The organism is Bacillus haynesii, from assembly GCF_001969855.1.
GTDB lineage: Bacteria > Bacillota > Bacilli > Bacillales > Bacillaceae > Bacillus > Bacillus haynesii.
The window spans coordinates 69302-87010 of sequence record NZ_MRBL01000016.1; the positions used below are offsets into that span (position 1 = coordinate 69302).

18 protein-coding genes and 1 pseudogene are annotated in these 17709 nt (G+C 43.7%); 5 read left to right on the forward strand and 14 right to left on the reverse strand.

Translation table 11 applies throughout. From position 1 onward, the window contains the following. Window positions 1–47: 47 nt before the first annotated feature. Complete coding sequence (locus BTA31_RS13135) at window positions 48–983, reverse strand: helix-turn-helix transcriptional regulator (protein ID WP_076792271.1); 936 nt, start codon at window positions 981–983, stop codon at window positions 48–50. Window positions 984–1173: 190 nt separating this feature from the next. Here BTA31_RS13135 and BTA31_RS13140 point away from each other — a divergent pair, with 190 nt between their 5' ends. Beyond that, complete coding sequence (locus BTA31_RS13140) at window positions 1174–1683, forward strand: CcdC protein domain-containing protein (protein WP_083698319.1); 510 nt, start codon at window positions 1174–1176, stop codon at window positions 1681–1683. A gap of 40 nt (window positions 1684–1723) precedes the next feature. On the opposite strand, the gene czrA is transcribed toward BTA31_RS13140, so the two are convergent. The 3 genes from czrA to BTA31_RS23350 form a co-directional block, all read right to left on the reverse strand. Further along, on the reverse strand, window positions 1724–2056 hold the full coding sequence (czrA, locus tag BTA31_RS13145) for a Zn(II)-responsive metalloregulatory transcriptional repressor CzrA (protein WP_003182557.1): 333 nt from the start codon (window positions 2054–2056) through the stop codon (window positions 1724–1726). A 74-nt stretch (window positions 2057–2130) separates the two neighbouring features. After that, window positions 2131–2955 carry a hypothetical protein gene (locus tag BTA31_RS13150; protein WP_076792274.1) on the reverse strand — a complete coding sequence of 275 codons (825 nt, stop codon included), beginning with the start codon at window positions 2953–2955 and terminating at the stop codon, window positions 2131–2133. Window positions 2956–3098: 143 nt separating this feature from the next. Then, window positions 3099–3350 carry a YnfE family protein gene (locus tag BTA31_RS23350; RefSeq protein ID WP_239693197.1) on the reverse strand — a complete coding sequence of 84 codons (252 nt, stop codon included), beginning with the start codon at window positions 3348–3350 and terminating at the stop codon, window positions 3099–3101. Window positions 3351–3502: 152 nt separating this feature from the next. On the opposite strand from BTA31_RS23350, the gene BTA31_RS13160 reads away from it, so the two are divergent. Next, a complete protein-coding gene (locus tag BTA31_RS13160) occupies window positions 3503–4840 on the forward strand; it encodes an APC family permease (RefSeq protein WP_076792277.1) in 1338 nt (445 codons plus the stop codon). A gap of 90 nt (window positions 4841–4930) precedes the next feature. Then, a complete protein-coding gene (locus tag BTA31_RS13165; protein ID WP_043928692.1) occupies window positions 4931–5581 on the forward strand; it encodes a lysozyme family protein in 651 nt (216 codons plus the stop codon). Between the two features lie 134 nt (window positions 5582–5715). Here the strand turns inward: BTA31_RS13165 and BTA31_RS13170 are convergent, their stop codons facing one another. From BTA31_RS13170 to BTA31_RS13195, 6 genes are all read right to left on the reverse strand, one after another. Further along, entirely contained in the window at window positions 5716–6702 is a 987-nt protein-coding gene (locus BTA31_RS13170; RefSeq protein ID WP_076792280.1) for a polysaccharide biosynthesis protein, read from the reverse strand. Between the two features lie 38 nt (window positions 6703–6740). Next, window positions 6741–7388 (reverse strand): DUF1796 family putative cysteine peptidase, encoded by a 648-nt coding sequence (locus BTA31_RS13175; RefSeq protein ID WP_076792282.1) that lies wholly within the window; start codon window positions 7386–7388, stop codon window positions 6741–6743. Between the two features lie 191 nt (window positions 7389–7579). Further along, window positions 7580–8140: a hypothetical protein gene (locus tag BTA31_RS13180; RefSeq protein ID WP_076792285.1), complete on the reverse strand. Its 561-nt coding sequence runs from the start codon at window positions 8138–8140 to the stop codon at window positions 7580–7582. A 13-nt stretch (window positions 8141–8153) separates the two neighbouring features. Then, window positions 8154–9359 (reverse strand): glycosyltransferase family 4 protein, encoded by a 1206-nt coding sequence (locus tag BTA31_RS13185; protein ID WP_076792288.1) that lies wholly within the window; start codon window positions 9357–9359, stop codon window positions 8154–8156. A gap of 168 nt (window positions 9360–9527) precedes the next feature. After that, window positions 9528–10061: a DUF420 domain-containing protein gene (locus BTA31_RS13190; RefSeq protein ID WP_043927479.1), complete on the reverse strand. Its 534-nt coding sequence runs from the start codon at window positions 10059–10061 to the stop codon at window positions 9528–9530. Between the two features lie 152 nt (window positions 10062–10213). Further along, complete coding sequence (locus BTA31_RS13195) at window positions 10214–11194, reverse strand: hypothetical protein (RefSeq protein WP_076792290.1); 981 nt, start codon at window positions 11192–11194, stop codon at window positions 10214–10216. A gap of 230 nt (window positions 11195–11424) precedes the next feature. Here BTA31_RS13195 and BTA31_RS13200 point away from each other — a divergent pair, with 230 nt between their 5' ends. Beyond that, a complete protein-coding gene (locus tag BTA31_RS13200; RefSeq protein WP_076792293.1) occupies window positions 11425–11934 on the forward strand; it encodes a GNAT family protein in 510 nt (169 codons plus the stop codon). Between the two features lie 73 nt (window positions 11935–12007). Here the strand turns inward: BTA31_RS13200 and BTA31_RS13205 are convergent, their stop codons facing one another. The 4 genes and pseudogenes from BTA31_RS13205 to BTA31_RS13220 all read right to left on the reverse strand — a co-directional run bounded on the left by BTA31_RS13205 (window position 12008) and on the right by BTA31_RS13220 (window position 17273). Further along, window positions 12008–13597, reverse strand: coding sequence for a solute:sodium symporter family transporter (locus tag BTA31_RS13205; protein ID WP_076792296.1), 1590 nt, complete (start codon window positions 13595–13597; stop codon window positions 12008–12010). A gap of 159 nt (window positions 13598–13756) precedes the next feature. Then, window positions 13757–14551, reverse strand: coding sequence for a 3D domain-containing protein (locus BTA31_RS13210; RefSeq protein ID WP_043927482.1), 795 nt, complete (start codon window positions 14549–14551; stop codon window positions 13757–13759). Window positions 14552–14786: 235 nt separating this feature from the next. Further along, window positions 14787–16568, reverse strand: a pseudogene (gene recQ / locus BTA31_RS13215) (DNA helicase RecQ). Between the two features lie 183 nt (window positions 16569–16751). Then, complete coding sequence (locus BTA31_RS13220) at window positions 16752–17273, reverse strand: hypothetical protein (protein WP_043927484.1); 522 nt, start codon at window positions 17271–17273, stop codon at window positions 16752–16754. Window positions 17274–17374: 101 nt separating this feature from the next. Here BTA31_RS13220 and BTA31_RS23570 point away from each other — a divergent pair, with 101 nt between their 5' ends. Beyond that, a complete protein-coding gene (locus BTA31_RS23570) occupies window positions 17375–17509 on the forward strand; it encodes a hypothetical protein (RefSeq protein WP_268296064.1) in 135 nt (44 codons plus the stop codon). Window positions 17510–17709: the final 200 nt, after the last annotated feature.

The window sequence follows — 17709 nt, forward strand, 5'->3', positions numbered from 1 at the left end:
TTCCTCCTTTTCCTTCATCATACAAAAAGAAACCTGACAGCATCGTGTCAAGTTTCGTATAATTGTACAATTTGTTTTGCCAAGTCTTTTATTTTTTGACGGATGCGGGGAGGTTCGAGAACTTCGATATGTGTTCCAAATTGGAGCAGAAATCCGTACAGCCATTGATCTTCCGGATAAGAAACGGTTGCCACGCATTGTCCGTTTTCATAAGTGAGAGATTCTGAGCCAAACCATTCTCTCGCCAAAGACTCTCCCGACGGCTTAATGAGAAGGGTCACATCGATCATGTTTTCCGGTTTGTACCACGATGTCTCCCAAGGAAGTGAAGACAGATCGACTTCCTTTCTTTCAAACTTTTCTTCAAGCATCCGCACGCCTTTCATCCGCAACAGTTTAAAGAAGCGAAACGCCTGTCTCTTCAGGCAGAACGCATACAAATACCAGTGCCTTCCCTTTAGGACGAGGGTATGCGGCTCCGCTTTCCTTGTGCCGGTTTGCCCCTCTCTGTTCACATATGTAAAGGAAACCGTCCGCGTGCTGTCTGCCGCTTCATCTAACAAGCGGATCTTTTCTTTGATGACAGGACTTTCTCCCCAGGAAGAGATGTCAACAAACCATTTCTCCGTTTTCTTGCGGAATTCGGGCATTTCTTCTTCGGAAACGAGAAACCGGATTTTTTCAAGGGCAGAACCGTGATGGAGCACTTCATACGTCGAAGAAACGCTTTCCAAAGCCGTCGTAATGGCAGCCAGTTCGTCTGCTGACAGCAGCTTATTTTCGAGGCGAAACCGCTCCATGATGCTGATCCCGCCTCCCGCTCCCTGTGAGGTGACAATTGGAATGCCCGCCTGGTTGATCGCCTCGATATCCCGATAAATCGTTCTGACAGAGACTTCGAACATGCCGGCAAGCTCCTTTGCCTGCACCTGGCGTTTATTAATCAATAAAATCACGATGGCCAATAGCCGGTCAATTTTCACCGCAGATCCCTCACATTCATCTTGCGCAGCCTCTTTTTTCTGCTATTTTTATTCTATAGCACACACCATTTTGGAATATCATGACAAAAAAGAGGATCTCATCACCCATTTATCTAGAAAATCACTTTTCAGGTTACGATTTATACAGTTTGGACATATACTCCTTAAAAAAGGAGGTTTTGAAAACATCATATTTTATTTTTTACAGTTTTTCATCATTGTGTCCATCATCTATATCAAGTTCAAACGCTCGGTCGGCTTTCAGCCTTTAAAGCCGGCACGCATGTTGTTCCGGATCTTCCTCTTTTCGGGAATTTTCGTTTTTCTGCTGACGATGAGCGCACTTCACCCTTTATCATACTTTTATGATCTGATTGGGATCGCGCTCGGGTTCATCTTGACCGCCTATGCGCTGAAGCATGTGTCGATCGAAAATCGGGGCGGAGTCCTTTATTTCAGAACACATTTATGGATTGAATTGATCGTACTTTTGTTATTTTTATACCGGTTTCTCTACCGGATCGCCGAGATCGGCCAGCTCCAGACTGCGGTTTCAGACGGGGGTTCAGCAGCATACGGCGCCCTTTTTACGCAGGACCCGGCGACGATGATCGGTTTTTTTGTACTGGCCGTTTATTATGTCGGTTTCTCTTTTTTTGTTTTAAAAAAGGGCAGGAGTGAAGAAAAACGTTCAGCGTAAAAGGCAAACTCGGGAAGTGGAGTTTGCCTTTTCATAAGCTTTAATCATGCTGTGTATGATCGATCATCTGCTGAAGTACATCGAGGACATGCTGGTCTTCCGGAGAATAAAAAATGGAAGTCCCGGCCCTTCTTGATTTGACGAGACGAAGGTTTTTTAAAAACCTGAGCTGGTGAGAAACGGTTGACTGCAGAAGACTCAGCTTCTCTGCTATTTCATTGACCGAATGCTCGCCTTGTGAGAGCAGATGAAGAATTTTGATTCTCGTTGGGTCAGAGAGCGCTTTAAACGTCTGTGAAACGAGAAATAAAGTTTCTTCATCTAACTCGGCCCGCACCTGTTTTTCTGTTGTTTCTTGATTGTGCTCACTCATGCTTTTCACCTTTTCCGCGCGACTTTTACCTTCATATCATATACCAAAACATACCGGTTGAAAAGTTTAACGGATCAAGTTGAAAACAGCGTTCCCTGAAGCGCTTCTATATATCTTGCAGCAGACAGCTGCACGCGTTCTCCGGCGTTTTTTTCAACTGAGCGGCGAAAAGCGTTATAAAGCCGGTTGAATGGAACATCTTCTATTTGATCAGCCATTTGCTGCACTTTGCTGGCGGGAAGAGGAATCAAATTTGGATAGCTGTACATAAAACTCACCCACATGCGATCTTGAACGACTTGGATAATGTCCCCTGAAAGGAGGGTTCCCTTGCCACCGTTTCCGCTTGCCCAATGGCAGACCGCTCCCCCTCTAAAATGGCCACCAAGCCTGTGCAAGGTCAATCCGCTTGATAGCTTGAGGGAATCGCCGGACCAAAAAACAATCCGGCTGTTCGGCCGCTGCACCCATTGTTTGTCATCTTCATGGATATAGATCGGAGCATCAAACATTTCTGCCCATTCCGCCTGTGCAGAATAATAATGCGGATGTGATAAAGCAATCGCCTGGATTCCGCCCATCCGCTCGAGGTTCTCAATCGTATGCTGATCCAGGTATGTAATACAATCCCACAGCAAGTTAAAGCCGGGCTCCTGTATCAGGTATGCCGATTGACCGATAGCGAATGCGGGCGTTGTCGTCAAACTGTATAGGCGCTCTTCTTCAAAGGTGATCTCGTTTTGAAACCTCCCGCTTTGCTTCATTTCTTCTAGCGTTGTCCAAGCTTGCCCTGAGAGACTGACATACTGTCTTTCTTCATTGCAAATGATGCATTCCGCTGGCTCTTTCGGAGCAGCGTCATATTGAACGCCGCACGTCGTGCAAACATAGTTATTCAAAGTTGTTCCTCCCCTTTCAAACTATATTTTACCATCTTCTAACGCGCAGTCTATTATCCTGAACGCACCTTTGCGCTATCCAATCTGTATCCGGCAACTTTTGTGCAGAAACGCGAATAAAAAAGCGTCCGCTGATCCGGACGCTAGCTGCCTTTTTGCTGATACATATGTTCAAGCTGTGAAAATGAAATGTCGCCGGCCGCACAATCTACAGCGGCATCGACTACCTGATCAAAGCGATCGGCCGAAGCGCTTTTCTCTTTTAACCGTTGCTCATAGCGTTCGAGCTCTTCCTGCTGTCTTCTTAAATCCTCTTCTTTTCCATCATAATCAGATGCATTCATCGTCTCCATATTTCTTTTGACGGCTTCTACATAGCCTCTCAATATATCCATGTCTTCATACTCCTTGCCTTTTTTCAAAGGGTTTGCAACATTTGTTATTTTTATACGTAAAAAAGAGGTTTTATACGGTTGCTCAAGCGCAAAAAAACAGATAAAATATGTCTTAATTTCTGTATTTTTTACATAAGGGGATTTAGAAGTCATTGAAAAACGAAACTGCGCTTAAACGAAGTCTTACACTCGGCCCGCTCGTTGTGATCGGCCTTGCTTATATGGACCCGCTCGTCGTATTTGATTCATACGGAGTGGTCGCACAACTGACAAAGGGGCACGTTCCGGCGGCATACGTATTTACTGTTGCCGCACTCCTTTTGACCGCTTTGAGCTACGGCAGCATGGTCAAGGCCTATCCAAAAGCGGGATCGGTTTATACATATGCATATGAAAGTATTCATCCGCATGCAGGATTTTTAGCCGGCTGGACGATCATGCTGGACTATTTATTTTTGCCGATGGTTAACTTTGCGATCGGGAGCGCTTATTTGACGGCGGCTTTTCCTGAAGTGCCGCATGGTTTTTGGGTCGTTCTGCTCGCTTTATCGATTACCGTTGTCAATATTTTAGGCATCAGACTAACCGCAAATATTACAGGGCTGTTCGTCGCTTTTCAAGTGATCGTCGCCCTGACTTTTGCCGGATTTATGATCGCCGGGCTCGCAGACGGCCTCGGGACGGGCGAGCTGGTTTCAGCCGATCCGTTTTTCCGTTCTGACATCGAACCTTCCCTGATTGTATCAGGTGCGACGATTTTGTGTTTTTCGTTTCTTGGCTTTGATGCGATTTCTACAATGTCTGAAGAAACGGTCAACCCGAAGAAAAATATTCCGTTAGCCATCTTTTTAACAGTAGCGGTCGGCGGAACGCTGTTTACGGCGATTTCTTATTTGATGCAGCAAATTTATCCGTCCTATGATAACTTCCGGCATGCTGATTCGGCATCGCTGGAAATAGCCCTATATACAGGAGGCGCTTTTTTAAAGTCCTTCTTTCTGGCGGGAACGATGGTCGCGGTCATTTCATCCTCGCTCTCTTCGCATGCGAGCGCTTCGCGGCTTTTGTATGCAATGGGGCGGGACAGCTCTCTTCCGAAACGCTTTTTTGGCTATGTGCATCCGACATTAAAGACGCCGGTGTTTAATATTATGTTCATCGGACTGATTTCTTTGACGGCCATGATCGGGGAATTAGAGGTTATCTATTCATTCATCAGCTTCGGCGCGCTGATCGGATTTATTTTTGTCCACCTGTCTGTCATCGGCCATTACTACATTCGGAAACAGGAAAGAGGCTTTTTAAAAACGCTTCGCTATTTGGTTCTGCCCTTTTTGGGGGCCTCTTTCTGCGGCTGGCTGCTGCTTAGCATCAGCAAAAATGCGCTCATGATTGGAGCCGGCTGGCTGATCGCCGGTTTTATATACTTTTTGTTCAGGATCCGTTCTCTTCCGGACGTCACATTCGGCTTTGACCGCGATCCAAGATAGAAGGATATCGCTTGGTCTTCTTGAAGATATATGTCATAATAAATGAGGCTGTATACTGTTTTGCATCAGGGCGCTACAGAGGTGAAACCATTGAAGAAAAAGAAATCAGGATGTTTAGCCGGAGCTGGCTGTTTGTCTTTTTTTGTGTTTGTTCCCTTGATCATTTTCTTTGCCATCTCCGGTCTGGAACAATTAAAATGGCTTCCTCTTGACACTGAATCTAATATTCTTGAGAGATTAAAAGATTACAAGCCTCTTGTTGAAGAAGAACTTGATGAACAGGGACTTTCACAATACACCGCTCTTTTATTGGGCATGATGTATCAAGAGTCAAAAGGCAGAGGCGGTGATCCGATGCAGTCGTCGGAATCTCTCGGTATGAAGCGAAATGAGATTGACGATCCAAAAGCAAGCATTAAGCAGGGTGTGCGCCATTTTACAGCAATGTATCAAAAGGGACAGAAAAAAGGCGTCGATATTGAAACGATCATCCAAAGCTATAACATGGGATCGGGTTACATCGACTATGTCTCAAAACACGGCGGAAAGCACTCAGAGAAGCTGGCAAAGGCATTTTCCGAAGAACAAGTCAAAAAGAACCCCGACCTGTATAATTGCGGCGGAGATACAAACAATTTTCGCTACCCTTATTGCTACGGGGATTACTCTTACTCGGAAAAAGTAAAGGAACGCACAAAAAAAGTCGAAGAACATATCGAAGGGTTAACACTTGAACATTGACAAAAACGGCAGTCCGGGTGATTTTTCGCCCGGCTTGTCCTGTTTTAGAGGAGCGAACGAAAGCATCGCCTGCAGCCGCATGCCATGCTTGTTGTCAGTTCGCGTATTCTCCGTGAACGCTTCGGTCAATCCTTCTACTCCAAAAAACCGCCTTCTTTCAGCATTTCTTTTACTTTTTCTTTTGAGATTAAAAAGTCTTTTGAGCTCAAGTGATCTGTTACTAAAGGCTGACAATCCGCATACTTTTTATGAAGTTCAGGCATTTTGATTGCAGGAAGCACCACCGCGAGGTCATCTGTAAATGAAACAGCATGCTGCCGTTCATGAGGTGAAATCAGCAGTTCATGAAGCTTTTCCCCCGGCCTTGCCCCCGTTTCTGCGATGGCCGTTTTTTCGTTTCCGTAAGCTTCGATCAGCACTTCAGCCATGTCTAAAATTCTGCAGGCCGGCGAATTCATAATGAAAATTTCCCCGCCTTGGCCGCTTTCAGCCGCTTTTAATAAAAGCTGGATCGTTTTTTCCTTCGTGAGGAAGAAACGGGTCATTCTTTTGTCTGTGATGGTGACCTGGTTCTTTTCCCTGATCTGGTCTTTAAAAAGCTGAAGAACGCTTCCGCTGCTTCCGAGCACATTTCCTCCCCTTACACAAATAAAACCCGTGTCTGAATAGAGATGGTTCGCGTATACGATCAACTTCTCGCCGATCGCTTTCGTCATTCCGTAGAAGTTGGCAGGGTCAGCTGCTTTATCAGTCGAGACGTTGATGACTTTTTTAACGCCGTTTTCGATCGCTGCTTCAATGACGTTTTCCGTCCCTGTGACATTCGTTTTTAATGCTTCAAGCGGCTGTTCTTCACAAACCGGCACATGCTTCAGCGCTGCTAAATGGAAGACATAGTCGACACCTTTTAATCCTGTATTCAGCGCTTTCCGATCTCTGATGTCACCGATGAAAAACGTCAGCCTCGGATCTTCAATCTGCCTTCTCATTTGAACTTGTCTTTCTTCATTTCTGGAAAATACAATGAGCTTTTTAGGGCTTAAAGATAGCAGTTGAAGGATGAGTTCCTGGCCCCATGAGCCTGTTCCTCCAGTAATGAATATCGTTTTATTTTCAAACATTTCTTTTCCTCCTCTGGTAAACTCCAAAAAAATCCGGTTTAAACGAGAGTGATTCCCTGAAACAATGATGCCCACAGATCATTGTTTGACTCCCATATCTCTTTGTCCGGCAGTTCAACAGTACAAGTCTTTTCTAATGGCCAATTTTTCTCTACAATCCCATCCACCTTCGAGTGCTTCACCAGAAGTACGCTAAAGTCATGCTGAACCAAATCTGACAAAACAAGTTCAAGTTCCTGTGCTTCTTTAAAGCCGCCTTCTCCTTCTGTCCTGACAAATAGGATGCGCTTGCCTGTTGAAATCTTTTCCAGAAAACGATCGATTCTTCTATTGTATTTTTCTATTACCTCAGGATAGGTAGCCAAATGGTCAAGCGTATTTTGATTTGCATCAAAATCATGAACAGAGCCAATGTTATAAAAATCATCTAAAACATAGATAGTAGATCCTTCTTCTTTTTTTTCACCGGTATTATACCCGATTACCCTGAGATTTTTTGCTTCCATAAAGCCGGTAAACCGATTTCGAAGAAGGCGGTTGAGATCTGAGAGAGAATTCGTGGTAACCCAGTCCAGAGGGCCTGCAAGCGGCCTTAAATCATTATTTCTCAGCTGAATAGCCGCTAAACAAAGATGTCCCAGACTAAAGACGGCATCATATTGACCTTTAATGTCTTTTAAATTCATCTATCTAACACCTCATCGTTCCCCTCCTATTTTATGTTCTTCATTAATAGGAAAAAGATATACTGCTGATAGTATTGTATGCCTCGTAACAGAAAAAGGTAAAAGACAGCTACCTACTGCATTTAATTTCAATTTGAAATAACAGAATACAAAAAAATAAAAAGCCTTCGGATTGCGAAGGCTTTTTATTTTTAATTGTTTTCACTTTCCTTACGATTTTCTTGAACTGCTTTAAGCACCTTTACAGTTTCGGGGCTTGGGATGGTGTGGTCTTCGGGCAATGATTCTGTAAGTGTTTCTACAACTGACCGTTCCAAACTTTCAGTAGAGCTGGTAACCGCATCATTATCAGGCAGCGATTCTTTAAACGTTTCTAAAGACTCTGCCGTTTCGGGATCAGACACTCTGACTTCTTTACGCACTGACTCGATGATTTCCTCTAAAACATTGCGATCAATTCCTTGAGCTGTAGCCCCTAGAATATCTTTTAAAACTTTATTATTATTCTCCAAAATACTGCTATTCATATCTTCAAAAATAGATTTCAGTTCTGCTACTAAAGGTTTAAGGCTCTCATCGACAGATTCACTCACATCTGTATCTGATTCTGCGGATTCTGTTGAGCTATCTTGCATCTGGCTATTCCGCTCTTCAGTGAATTGTACCAGCAGATCCACATATTTTGCCCACCATTCAGCATCTATTTCTTTGTTTAAACCCTCAAACAAGTGATTAATAATTAAAGATTTCATTCAATTTCACTCCTTATTTCTCATTTTGATAAATATCAAGGACCCTAGTGACGGCTTCATCCATATCCCAATGCTTCCTAGCAAACTCCTTGGCGTTATTCCCCAATTGATTTCTAAAATCATCATCTTCCAGCAATCGTTCTAAACTATTTGCCAGTGCATTCACATCTCCCTTTGACACGATAAGGCCGGTCACTTCATGCTCTACCATTTCCGGCAAACCTCCAGCATCACTGACAATTGCAGGAACCCCGGCAATTTGAGCTTCAATTAAAGATAAAGGCTGGTTATCCAAAAGACTTGGAAGAACATATATATCAGCGAGGGACAGCAAGTAAGGCACATCTTTCCGATTTCTCAGAAATTCAACGTTATCATCAAGCCCCTGCTGCTCGCTTTGAATTCTGAGTCCGGCGAGCTTTTCCCCTTCTCCTGCCAGCCAGCATACCCAATCGTCTCGGCGGTTTTTTAATAGAGCTAGTGAGTCAATTAAGTGATGTATACCTTTATTTTCAATCATTCTTCCGGTAAAAAGGATCACTTTCTTATCGGTTACAGGCATATCAGCTGCCTTTGTGTCCATCCGTCCCAGAAATCCGTCAATATCATAGCCGTACTGGGAAACACGGATTTTTTCTTCCGACACTTCAAATTCTTCCGTCAAAATATCTTTAAGCCAGTTGTTTGCAACAATCGCCGTATCGCCAGACATCGCTCCTATTTTTTCTAGGTGGTCAAAATATGCCTTTGCAACATGGGAAGTCGATGATCTGTGGATGGTGTTGAGCTGATCTCTGATTTCATATGCGACACTGCCGTGAAGCGACGTGACAAGCAATTGATCTTTAGGTATAACACGCTTGATACATGTACTTGAAATGATATCCTGCGCATGGATTAGATCATATTTGTCAAGTCCCAAATAGGCAGCGCCCAGCTCATAGACATAGCGCTGAAGCTCAGTATAGCTGACCAATTGATTTGCATATATTTCCGGATACTTCTCTTCGCTCATCATCGCTTTAACTAATGGAAGCAGCTCATCCTTTTTGACGCTCCGTTTTTCATTTACGATATGAACGATACTGCTCTCTTCTCCATATCCGAGCAAATCCACTTCATGTCCTAAGGACTCCAGCTTTTCTTTTAATTGCTCCATATATGTCCATACACCACCTACATGGGGTATATTCCAATAAGTGGAAAGTAAAATTTTCATATCCATCTCCCTTTTTCATTTCTATAAAAAGCTCTAATTATTTATATTCCCATTTCCATATCTTGTGTAGACGATCATCTATTTCAGGGTATATTTTTGTACCAGAGGAAAATCGCTTTTAAAAGAGAAGAATGTTGCGGAAACAAAAAAAGCCGGATTCTCCGGCTTTTAATAGTATGGGGAAATCATCATATAGACGAGAACACCTGTCAGGCTGACATACAGCCAAAGCGGCATCGTCCAGCGGGCGATTTTGCGGTGGCGTTCCACCTGCATGCTCAGGCCTCTGAACAGCGTAAACAGGGCCAAGGGAACAATTAATGCCGACAAGATGATGTGTGTGATCAAAATAAAAAAGTAGATCGGTCTTATGATCCCTTCCCCGCCAAAATGAGTGTCAGGCATCAAGGAATGATAAGTTAAGTATGAAACGAGAAAGATGAACGTTGTCGTAAAAGCGGCAAAAATAAACCGTTTGTGCGCTTTAATGTTTTTCTGTTTAATCATGATCAGTGCAGCCACTAGAAAAATGAATGTGAAGCTGTTGCAGACAGCGTTCAAAAGCGGCAGAAAAGTCAAATCCAAATGAGCGAATTTGTCGCTTTTCGGCATGAAAAACAAGAGGGCAATGACGCCGTTTATCATAATCGTCAGAGCAACAACAATGCCTGTGTAGTTTTTATTTTTTTGTTTATGGGTCATATCGGGCAATCTCTCCTATTTGTGCAAGCTATCAAAATCGTATTCAAATTCGGGAGGAATGTCAACGTTTTCGGCTTTTCGTCAGAATTTAGTCACAGAATATACAAAAATTCCCCTCCTCTTAAGCGAGGAAGGGAACACAGGCGGATGCCTTAGAAATTCATAGCATCTTGAGCCATTAGTTTTTCGAATTCTTCTTCAGTTACGATATCTTCTTTATTCGGTTTATGCTCAAACTTTACGTCACCATCGATATTTTTGTAAGTCGTAGATGCCGTGATGCCTAAAGATTGAGGGGCTTTTTTGCTGTCGACAGACAAAGAGATATCCGCATTTTCAGTCAGAAGATTTTCTTTGTCATCAATTGTCGATGTCACATCAAATTTTTTGAATGTAACGTCTTTCAGTCCGTCTTTAATCTTGTTCAGCTCGCTCTTCGGAACAGCTTCTCCACTCGCTTTTCCGGCGATTTCGATGAACTTGACGACCGCAGCTTTAATTTCTTTGTCACTAAAGCTGAAAGCGACTTTTTGAGAAGCACCCTGCTCTTTTTCTTTATCTGTCAGATCAGCTTTTTCAAACTTATCTGCAGGCAGATTGTCCGCAGCTTCTTTGATGGATTCCATCAATTGTTTTTGAAGTTCATCCGTGTCTTGAGATGAAGTTTTGTCATCTTCAAGCGGGAATTCTAGGTATTTGCCTTTGACGCTGTCAAAATTCATGCCGGCTGTTCCAAGGAACAAACCGAAGCTGTCGAGAACGCTGTCAATTTTGATGTAGCCGACTTGTTTCTTTTCGTCCATATAAACCGGGATATCGAAATCAAGCGACATGTTTTGGACTTTCAGCTTCGCTTTAATGACAGCTTCAGACTGTTTCGTTTCAGCATTTGTTTTTCCGCTGATCGTTAATGTTGCATCGTTCAGCATGTCAGCGACTTGCTTATCTTCCGCTCCAAGGTTGGATGCGTCAACTTTCAAGCCGATATCACTTGAAAATTCGTATGATTTCGCAGAAATCAGCTTTTTATAAGCTGCTGCGTAAGATCCTTTTGGATCAGCCTGCTGACATGCAGCCAATACAAGTACAAAAGCTGACATCAGCATCAATAGAGAAAAAATTCTTTTCTTCAAAATCGTACGCTCCTTTTGTCATGATTTTTCTGGGATTTAAGAGGATCAATTGTCTCGTATCCTAGGTAAATGTACCAGAAGTCATAAGAATTCTATCACAAAAAAATCGGAGAATGTGAAAAATTTGTTTAAAATTACATTAAAATTTAATTCTAGCAACCCATTTGCAAATTGCCGTTCTTTTTACTATAATCGAAAACTGTATGTTTTAATAGAAAGGAGCAAGGTCTATGATAACGGATGAAGAACTGCAAAAAGACAGCTCCGGCTTGCAGAAGGAATTGAACGACCTGCAATTTCAACTGTTTCGGATGCGTGAAAATATGAAGGATATCTCCAAAGATGCGCGAGTGCTCGGTATTGATCAATCGAAAGACGATGAATGGATGATTGTCCATTCGATTGATGATGGCCGGACATGCAAGATCATGTTAAGCGATTGCCAGTCGCCGTACCGCGGAAGATGTGATTTTTCTCTTGTTGCTTCCTACACAGAAGAAAAACGCGCGATCCATATCGGGGATATTAAAGGCCCGGCAGGCTACGGCTATGGTTCAATCTGTATGAAGTATTTAAAAGAAAAAGCCCGCGAGCATAACATTCCGGTCATCACAGGGGACATTGCTGAAAGGGATTGGGACCATGTGGACCGGCTGATCCATTTTTATGAAAAGCATCATTTTGAAGTAACGATCGACCCCGATTCAAAATCCGGCGAAATTCAGTGGCAGGATTTTTAAGGTGAAAAAAAGGCAAATAACGCAAAAGGACAAAACATGAAGGCAGAGGATGAACGCACATCCCCTGCCTTTTTTATTTGGCAAGACCCCAAGGCGAAAATAACAGATAAATGCAGGCTATCAGGCAAATCACAAGAACAGAAGCTAGTTTGGCGTGCTTCCATGGCCGCAAATCAACCTTTGCGTTTTTCTCAAGCTTGAATTCCGACGGCCTTGGCTTCAATTTTCCGATGAAAAGCATCAAGAGGACGGAAAACGGAAACAGAACGGCCAGTATATAGAGAAAATGAATATGGCCGAAATAGATTTTTGAGAGGGTATACAACACAATGTGTGCAAATATCGTCCATTTCACGGCAAGCGCCGGTACTTTTTTCGTAAAGAATCCAACGACGACGGCAGCCAATACAGGGACATTGAAAAATCCGAACATTTCCTGCAGATAATTGTAAAGGCCAGACGGCGCAAACAGAATAAAAGGCGCGATGATAATCGATACCGCGGCCAGGATCACCACAAAGATCCTTCCCGTTTTCACAAGCTCTTCCTCTTTTGCCTCAGGCTTGAAGAGCGGTTTGTACAAATCCAATGTAAACAAGGTGATCGTGCTGTTCAGCGAACCGTTAAACGAGCTGAGAATCGCTCCGAATAAAATCGCGGCAAAGACGCCGATAAGTGCAGTCGGCAGCAAATCAACGATCAGCTTAGGATAAACGGTGTCAGCGTTTTGAATATGGCCTCCGTAAAGATGATAAGCAATAACGCCGGGAAGAACGAGATAAAACACACCGATCGTTTTAAATACACCGGCCAGCAATGCCCCTTTTTGCCCTTCAGCCAAGTTTTTGGCACCGAGCGCCCGCTGAACGATCGACTGATTAACAGCCCAATAAAATAAGTTGTTCACAAGTAGTCCCGTAAAAATCGTCGGCCACGGGACTTCTGCAGCGTTGTCCGCTGTAATGGCATTCAGCTTTTCCTTATGTACACTCGTCAGCTCCGTATAGCCGTTCAAGAGGCTGCCGTCGCCGATTGCCATGATTCCGAGCACAAAGATGAACAGACCGCCAAGAATTAAACCGACGCCATAAATGGCATCAGCCGAGGCCGCAGCTTTGAGTCCCCCGAAAAATATGTAGCAGCAGCTTGCGGCCCCGATCACAAGTGAGATTAAAAAAACAGTCGCAAACGTATTGATTCCAAGCGCCGATGAAATGTTGAACACTTGATCGAGAACGAGCGCCCCGGAGTACAAAACGGTTGGCAGAAACGAGGTCGCATATCCCAGAAGCAGGAGGATCGAGACGATTTGCCGCGTTCTTCGATCATAGCGCTTTTCAAGAAAGTCGGGTATCGTCGTGACTCCGGAACTGAGATACCTCGGTAAAAAGACAAATGCCAGCATAATGAGCGCAAGCGGTGCTGTAACCTCCCAAGCCATGGCACTCATCGTTCCCGAATAGCTTTGCCCGTTTAACCCAACCATTCGTTCCGTCGACAAATTGGTTAAAAGCAGCGAACTTCCGATATAGAGAGCAGTGAGACTGCGCCCGCCGAGAAAATAACCGTCTGACGTTTTCAAATTAATATCTTTTGTCCTCAGATATGAAAAAATAAAAATCCCTGCATTAATCAATAAAAATGTCATGATAATCCAAAGCAATCCTTCTACATCTCCTTTTTAGATCAGCTGATATGTATTTATCTATTGAACTACCCATTTGCCAATCTAAAAAAACATCAAAATAGAAAAAAAGATGCAGAAAACAGAAAAAAGACACTGATCATCTTCCATGGTCAGTGTCCATCAATGGTAAACCTATTATTTTAAAACTTTTACTTTAACTGTTTTAACGCCCCAGTTTTTTGCCGCGGATTTGCTTGGAACAAATACGTCGATTTTGTTCCCTTTGATCGCACCGCCGGTGTCGGCAGCAGTCGCTTCTCCGTAGCCTTCAACATACACCTTGGATCCAAGCGGGATCACGTTTGGATCAACCGCAATGACCTTGGCGTTTTTATTGGCCTTCAGATCGATACCCGTAGCTGTCACGCCTGTCATTCCGCCGTCATTGGCAGTGTATGCCGTCGCGGTAACCGTCAGTTCTTTGGCAGCGCTTTGAGATTCGTTTGAACGGGAAGTCGTTTCTTTTTCCTGCTTAGGCGCAGCTTGCTCAACTTTCGCTTCTTTTTGTACGGCAGGCTTTGTTTCTGCAGGCTGCGCCGCAGCAGCTTGAACCGTCGCCTGTCCGTCAACAGTTATGGATGTATTCGGGTAAATGATATCTGATTTTATGTTGTTCCAATTTTTAAGGTCGTTCACGGAAACGCCGAATTGTTGGGCGATTTTCCAGAGAGTGTCTCCCTTTTTAATGGTATATTGTTTCTTTTCTTCTGTCTGTTTTTCAGAAACGTTCAGCTTTTGTCCTGGAATAATCAAGTCTGAGGAAAGCTGATTCCATTCTTTTAAGTCCTGCAGATTTACCCCTTGTTTTTGCGAGATTCCCCAAAGGGTGTCACCTTTTTGGACTGTTACTTCTTTTGCAGAGGCACTCGCTCCGAATGCAGTTGAAGATAATGCTGCAACTGCAACAAAGGACATAAACGTCTTCTTCATAAGTAAATCCTCCCTTGTTAGCTTTTTATTGTCCGGCTAACAGGAGCAATCGTAACATATGAAAATGTCAAATCAATAACAAAACAATTTGTTTTTGATTACAGTTATTTTACGAGGAGGATTTTCAGCCGCCCGAAAATCGGCTGAAATTCAGATGTATCAAGGGTTTCAATCTTTTTCTTACTGCAATAGGAGATTTACTAAAAAATTTTTTACATATGATGATTTTGGGTTTTTATGCTTCTTTCTCAGTTTTATAGGCATGAAGCTCCTGTAAAAATACAGCTCCGTATTTTACTCTTTTTTGTTCTCCTACTCCTTTGACTGACAATAGTTCTTCGTCTGTCAGAGGGACTTTCCCGCTCATTTCCCGCAGCGTTTCGTCAGAGAATACGACAAAAGGAGGCACGCCTTGTTCCTGGGCAAGCTTTCTGCGCAGTGCCCTTAACCGTTCAAACAATTCGTCATCTTTAACGATTTGACTTGTTTGCATTTTTTCTTTGCGCATCACCGCTTCCCGGCCGAGCAAAACGTTTCGCCCCTTATTGGCGACAAAGAGAACAGGATATGTCCCGTCGGACATCTTAATGTACTCATCTGCGATTAAAAACTCTATAAAATCGCTGATGTCGGCAATAGACCGCTTCTTTAAAATTCCGTAAGTCGATAATTGCTGGAAGCCGTTTTCGGTTACTTTCTTATTTTTCGAACCTGCCAAAACTTGCGCCACCATGGTTTTTCCGAATCTTTCTCCCATGCGGATGATGCAGGACAGCACCATCTGCGCTTCCTTCGTCACATCGGTGATGCTGCGGGTGTCGAGACAGCTGCCGCACCTGCCGCAGTCTTCGGTGGGAACTTCGCCAAAATAAGAAAGAATAAACCGTTCAAGACAGCCCTCAGTATGGCAAAAGTCAACCATTTGCCTCAGCTTTTTCACGTCTTGCGCCCGAATGTCTTCATCCTCTGTCGACTGTTCGATTAAAAACCGCTGAAGCCGGATGTCCTGAGGAGAAAACAGCAGGATGCACTCGCTGTCAAGGCCGTCGCGTCCGGCTCGTCCCGCCTCCTGGTAGTAGCTCTCCATGTTTTTTGGAATTTGAGCATGAATCACATAGCGGATATTGGATTTATCGATGCCCATTCCAAACGCCGAGGTCGCTGTCATCACACTGATCTCATCATTTAAAAAGAGATCCTGCTGCCGGTCTCTTTCTTCATCATTCATCCCGCCGTGATAGCACCCGGCCGCAATTCCTTTTTGAGACAGGCGGCTTGATATTCTTTCGGCTTCCTTTCTTGTCGCTGTATAGATAATTCCCGCCTCTGAGCGGTTTTTCTCCACATATGATTCGATAAAACGGTCCCTGTTTTCGCCTTTTTAAATTTTAAACGTCAAATTATCCCGTGAAAAACCGGTGAAAACCGTGTTCTCTTTTTCGATCCCGAGCAGTGTGCAAATATCCTCATGAACCTCGGGCGTTGCGGTAGCCGTCAAAGCCAATACGACCGGACGGGTGCCGAGGTTATTTAAAAAACCTTCAATATGTCTGTAGCTCGGCCTGAAATCGTGGCCCCACTGTGAAATGCAATGAGCTTCATCAATGGCTGCCAGCGGGATATGAATGTGGGAAATCACGCGTATAAATTCTGGAGACGTCAGCCGCTCAGGCGTGACATAAAACAGCTTGTAGCCGCCTTCCTTTAAAACGGAAAGCCGCTCAGCAATTTCGCCGTGACCTAAAGAACTGTTCACGTACGCAGCTTGAATTCCAAGCTGATTTAAAGCATCCACCTGGTCCTTCATCAAGGAAATTAAAGGAGAGATCACAATGGTTGTCCCCTCCATAAGGAGCGCGGGAATTTGGTAGCAGATTGATTTGCCTCCGCCCGTCGGCATAATGCAAGCTGTATCTCGTTTTTCAGAAACGACCGATTGAATGGCTTTCTTCTGCCCCGGACGCAGTGAAGGATAGCCATAATAGTGCTGCAATAATGCTTCAGCTTTCTCTAGCATATAAATGAAACCCTCTCTTATCATAAACTTCTTCCTGTCCCCCATGATATCATATTTCAACCGGCAATCAGCCTCTCCCCGTAAAATCGTCTAATCGATAAAGAAAATTCATTTTTAGCTCAAATACAAAAAACTCCGGCGCTGATGTAAAGCGTCAGAGTATCAAATGAATAGGTTCGCCTTTCATTTAATCCCGGTCTGTTGTTCAGCTAATAATCGCAAACGCTTCGCTTCCTCCAGGCAAAGCGTTTTATATGCCAAGGCTCCGGTAATGCTCGCTCCGTCCGATGCATCGCGGCGCAGAGCGGAAAGCTCTGATAGCACAGATGCCGCGTCATCTTGTATCATTCCGCGATCATGCAGCATTTGAATCAATTCATCGCCTTCAAGGCGGATCGCATCTTGTTCAAATGTTGAGGCTGTTTCCCGCAGAACATTGTGCACATCAGACCAAGCGCTTTCGATCATGTTTTCCCCTGCCGGCGCTGATCGTACAGATGCCAGTCCCGATAACCTTTTTTCCCGTACGGAGACGAGCTCCTGAAGCCTTTTGTCAAACTCCAATTCAAAATCCTTGTATTTCAGTTTGATCAATTCCTTCATCCGTTCGGACAAAGGCTCCTTTAGCAGCAAAACGCAAAGCATCAAGGTAGCTGGCCATGCCAATGATTGAACCATCGCAGAAACAAATTCAAGCCAATCCATAAAATCAGCCTCCGTTTCAAAAGGAAAGTTGTTTTGTGAAAAACCAGGTGGTAATGTTGAATGGAAAGGAAAATTTTGTGCATTAAGGGGTGTTGTTTACCATGTGGATCATCATCATCCTGATGATCATATTGATCGGAATTGCAGGAAACATCGTTGCCATGTTGCGAACGCTTGTCAAGCAGAATGATAGAATCATCAGCCTCTTTGAGAATGAAATCAACAAAAAACATTAGACAAATACCCAGGAAGTGGAGAAATCACAGAAGATACAAACGAACTGAAAAACAGCCTATCTTCCTTATTCGGAGACAAACAAGGAACCGATCATTGGCCGTATTGAGAGGCGGCTTCTTTTTTATGCGGTTTAAGATGCCGCTGGATCGGTTTACAACTATATTAAATTGAATATTCAGATTAGTAAATATGAGTAAAG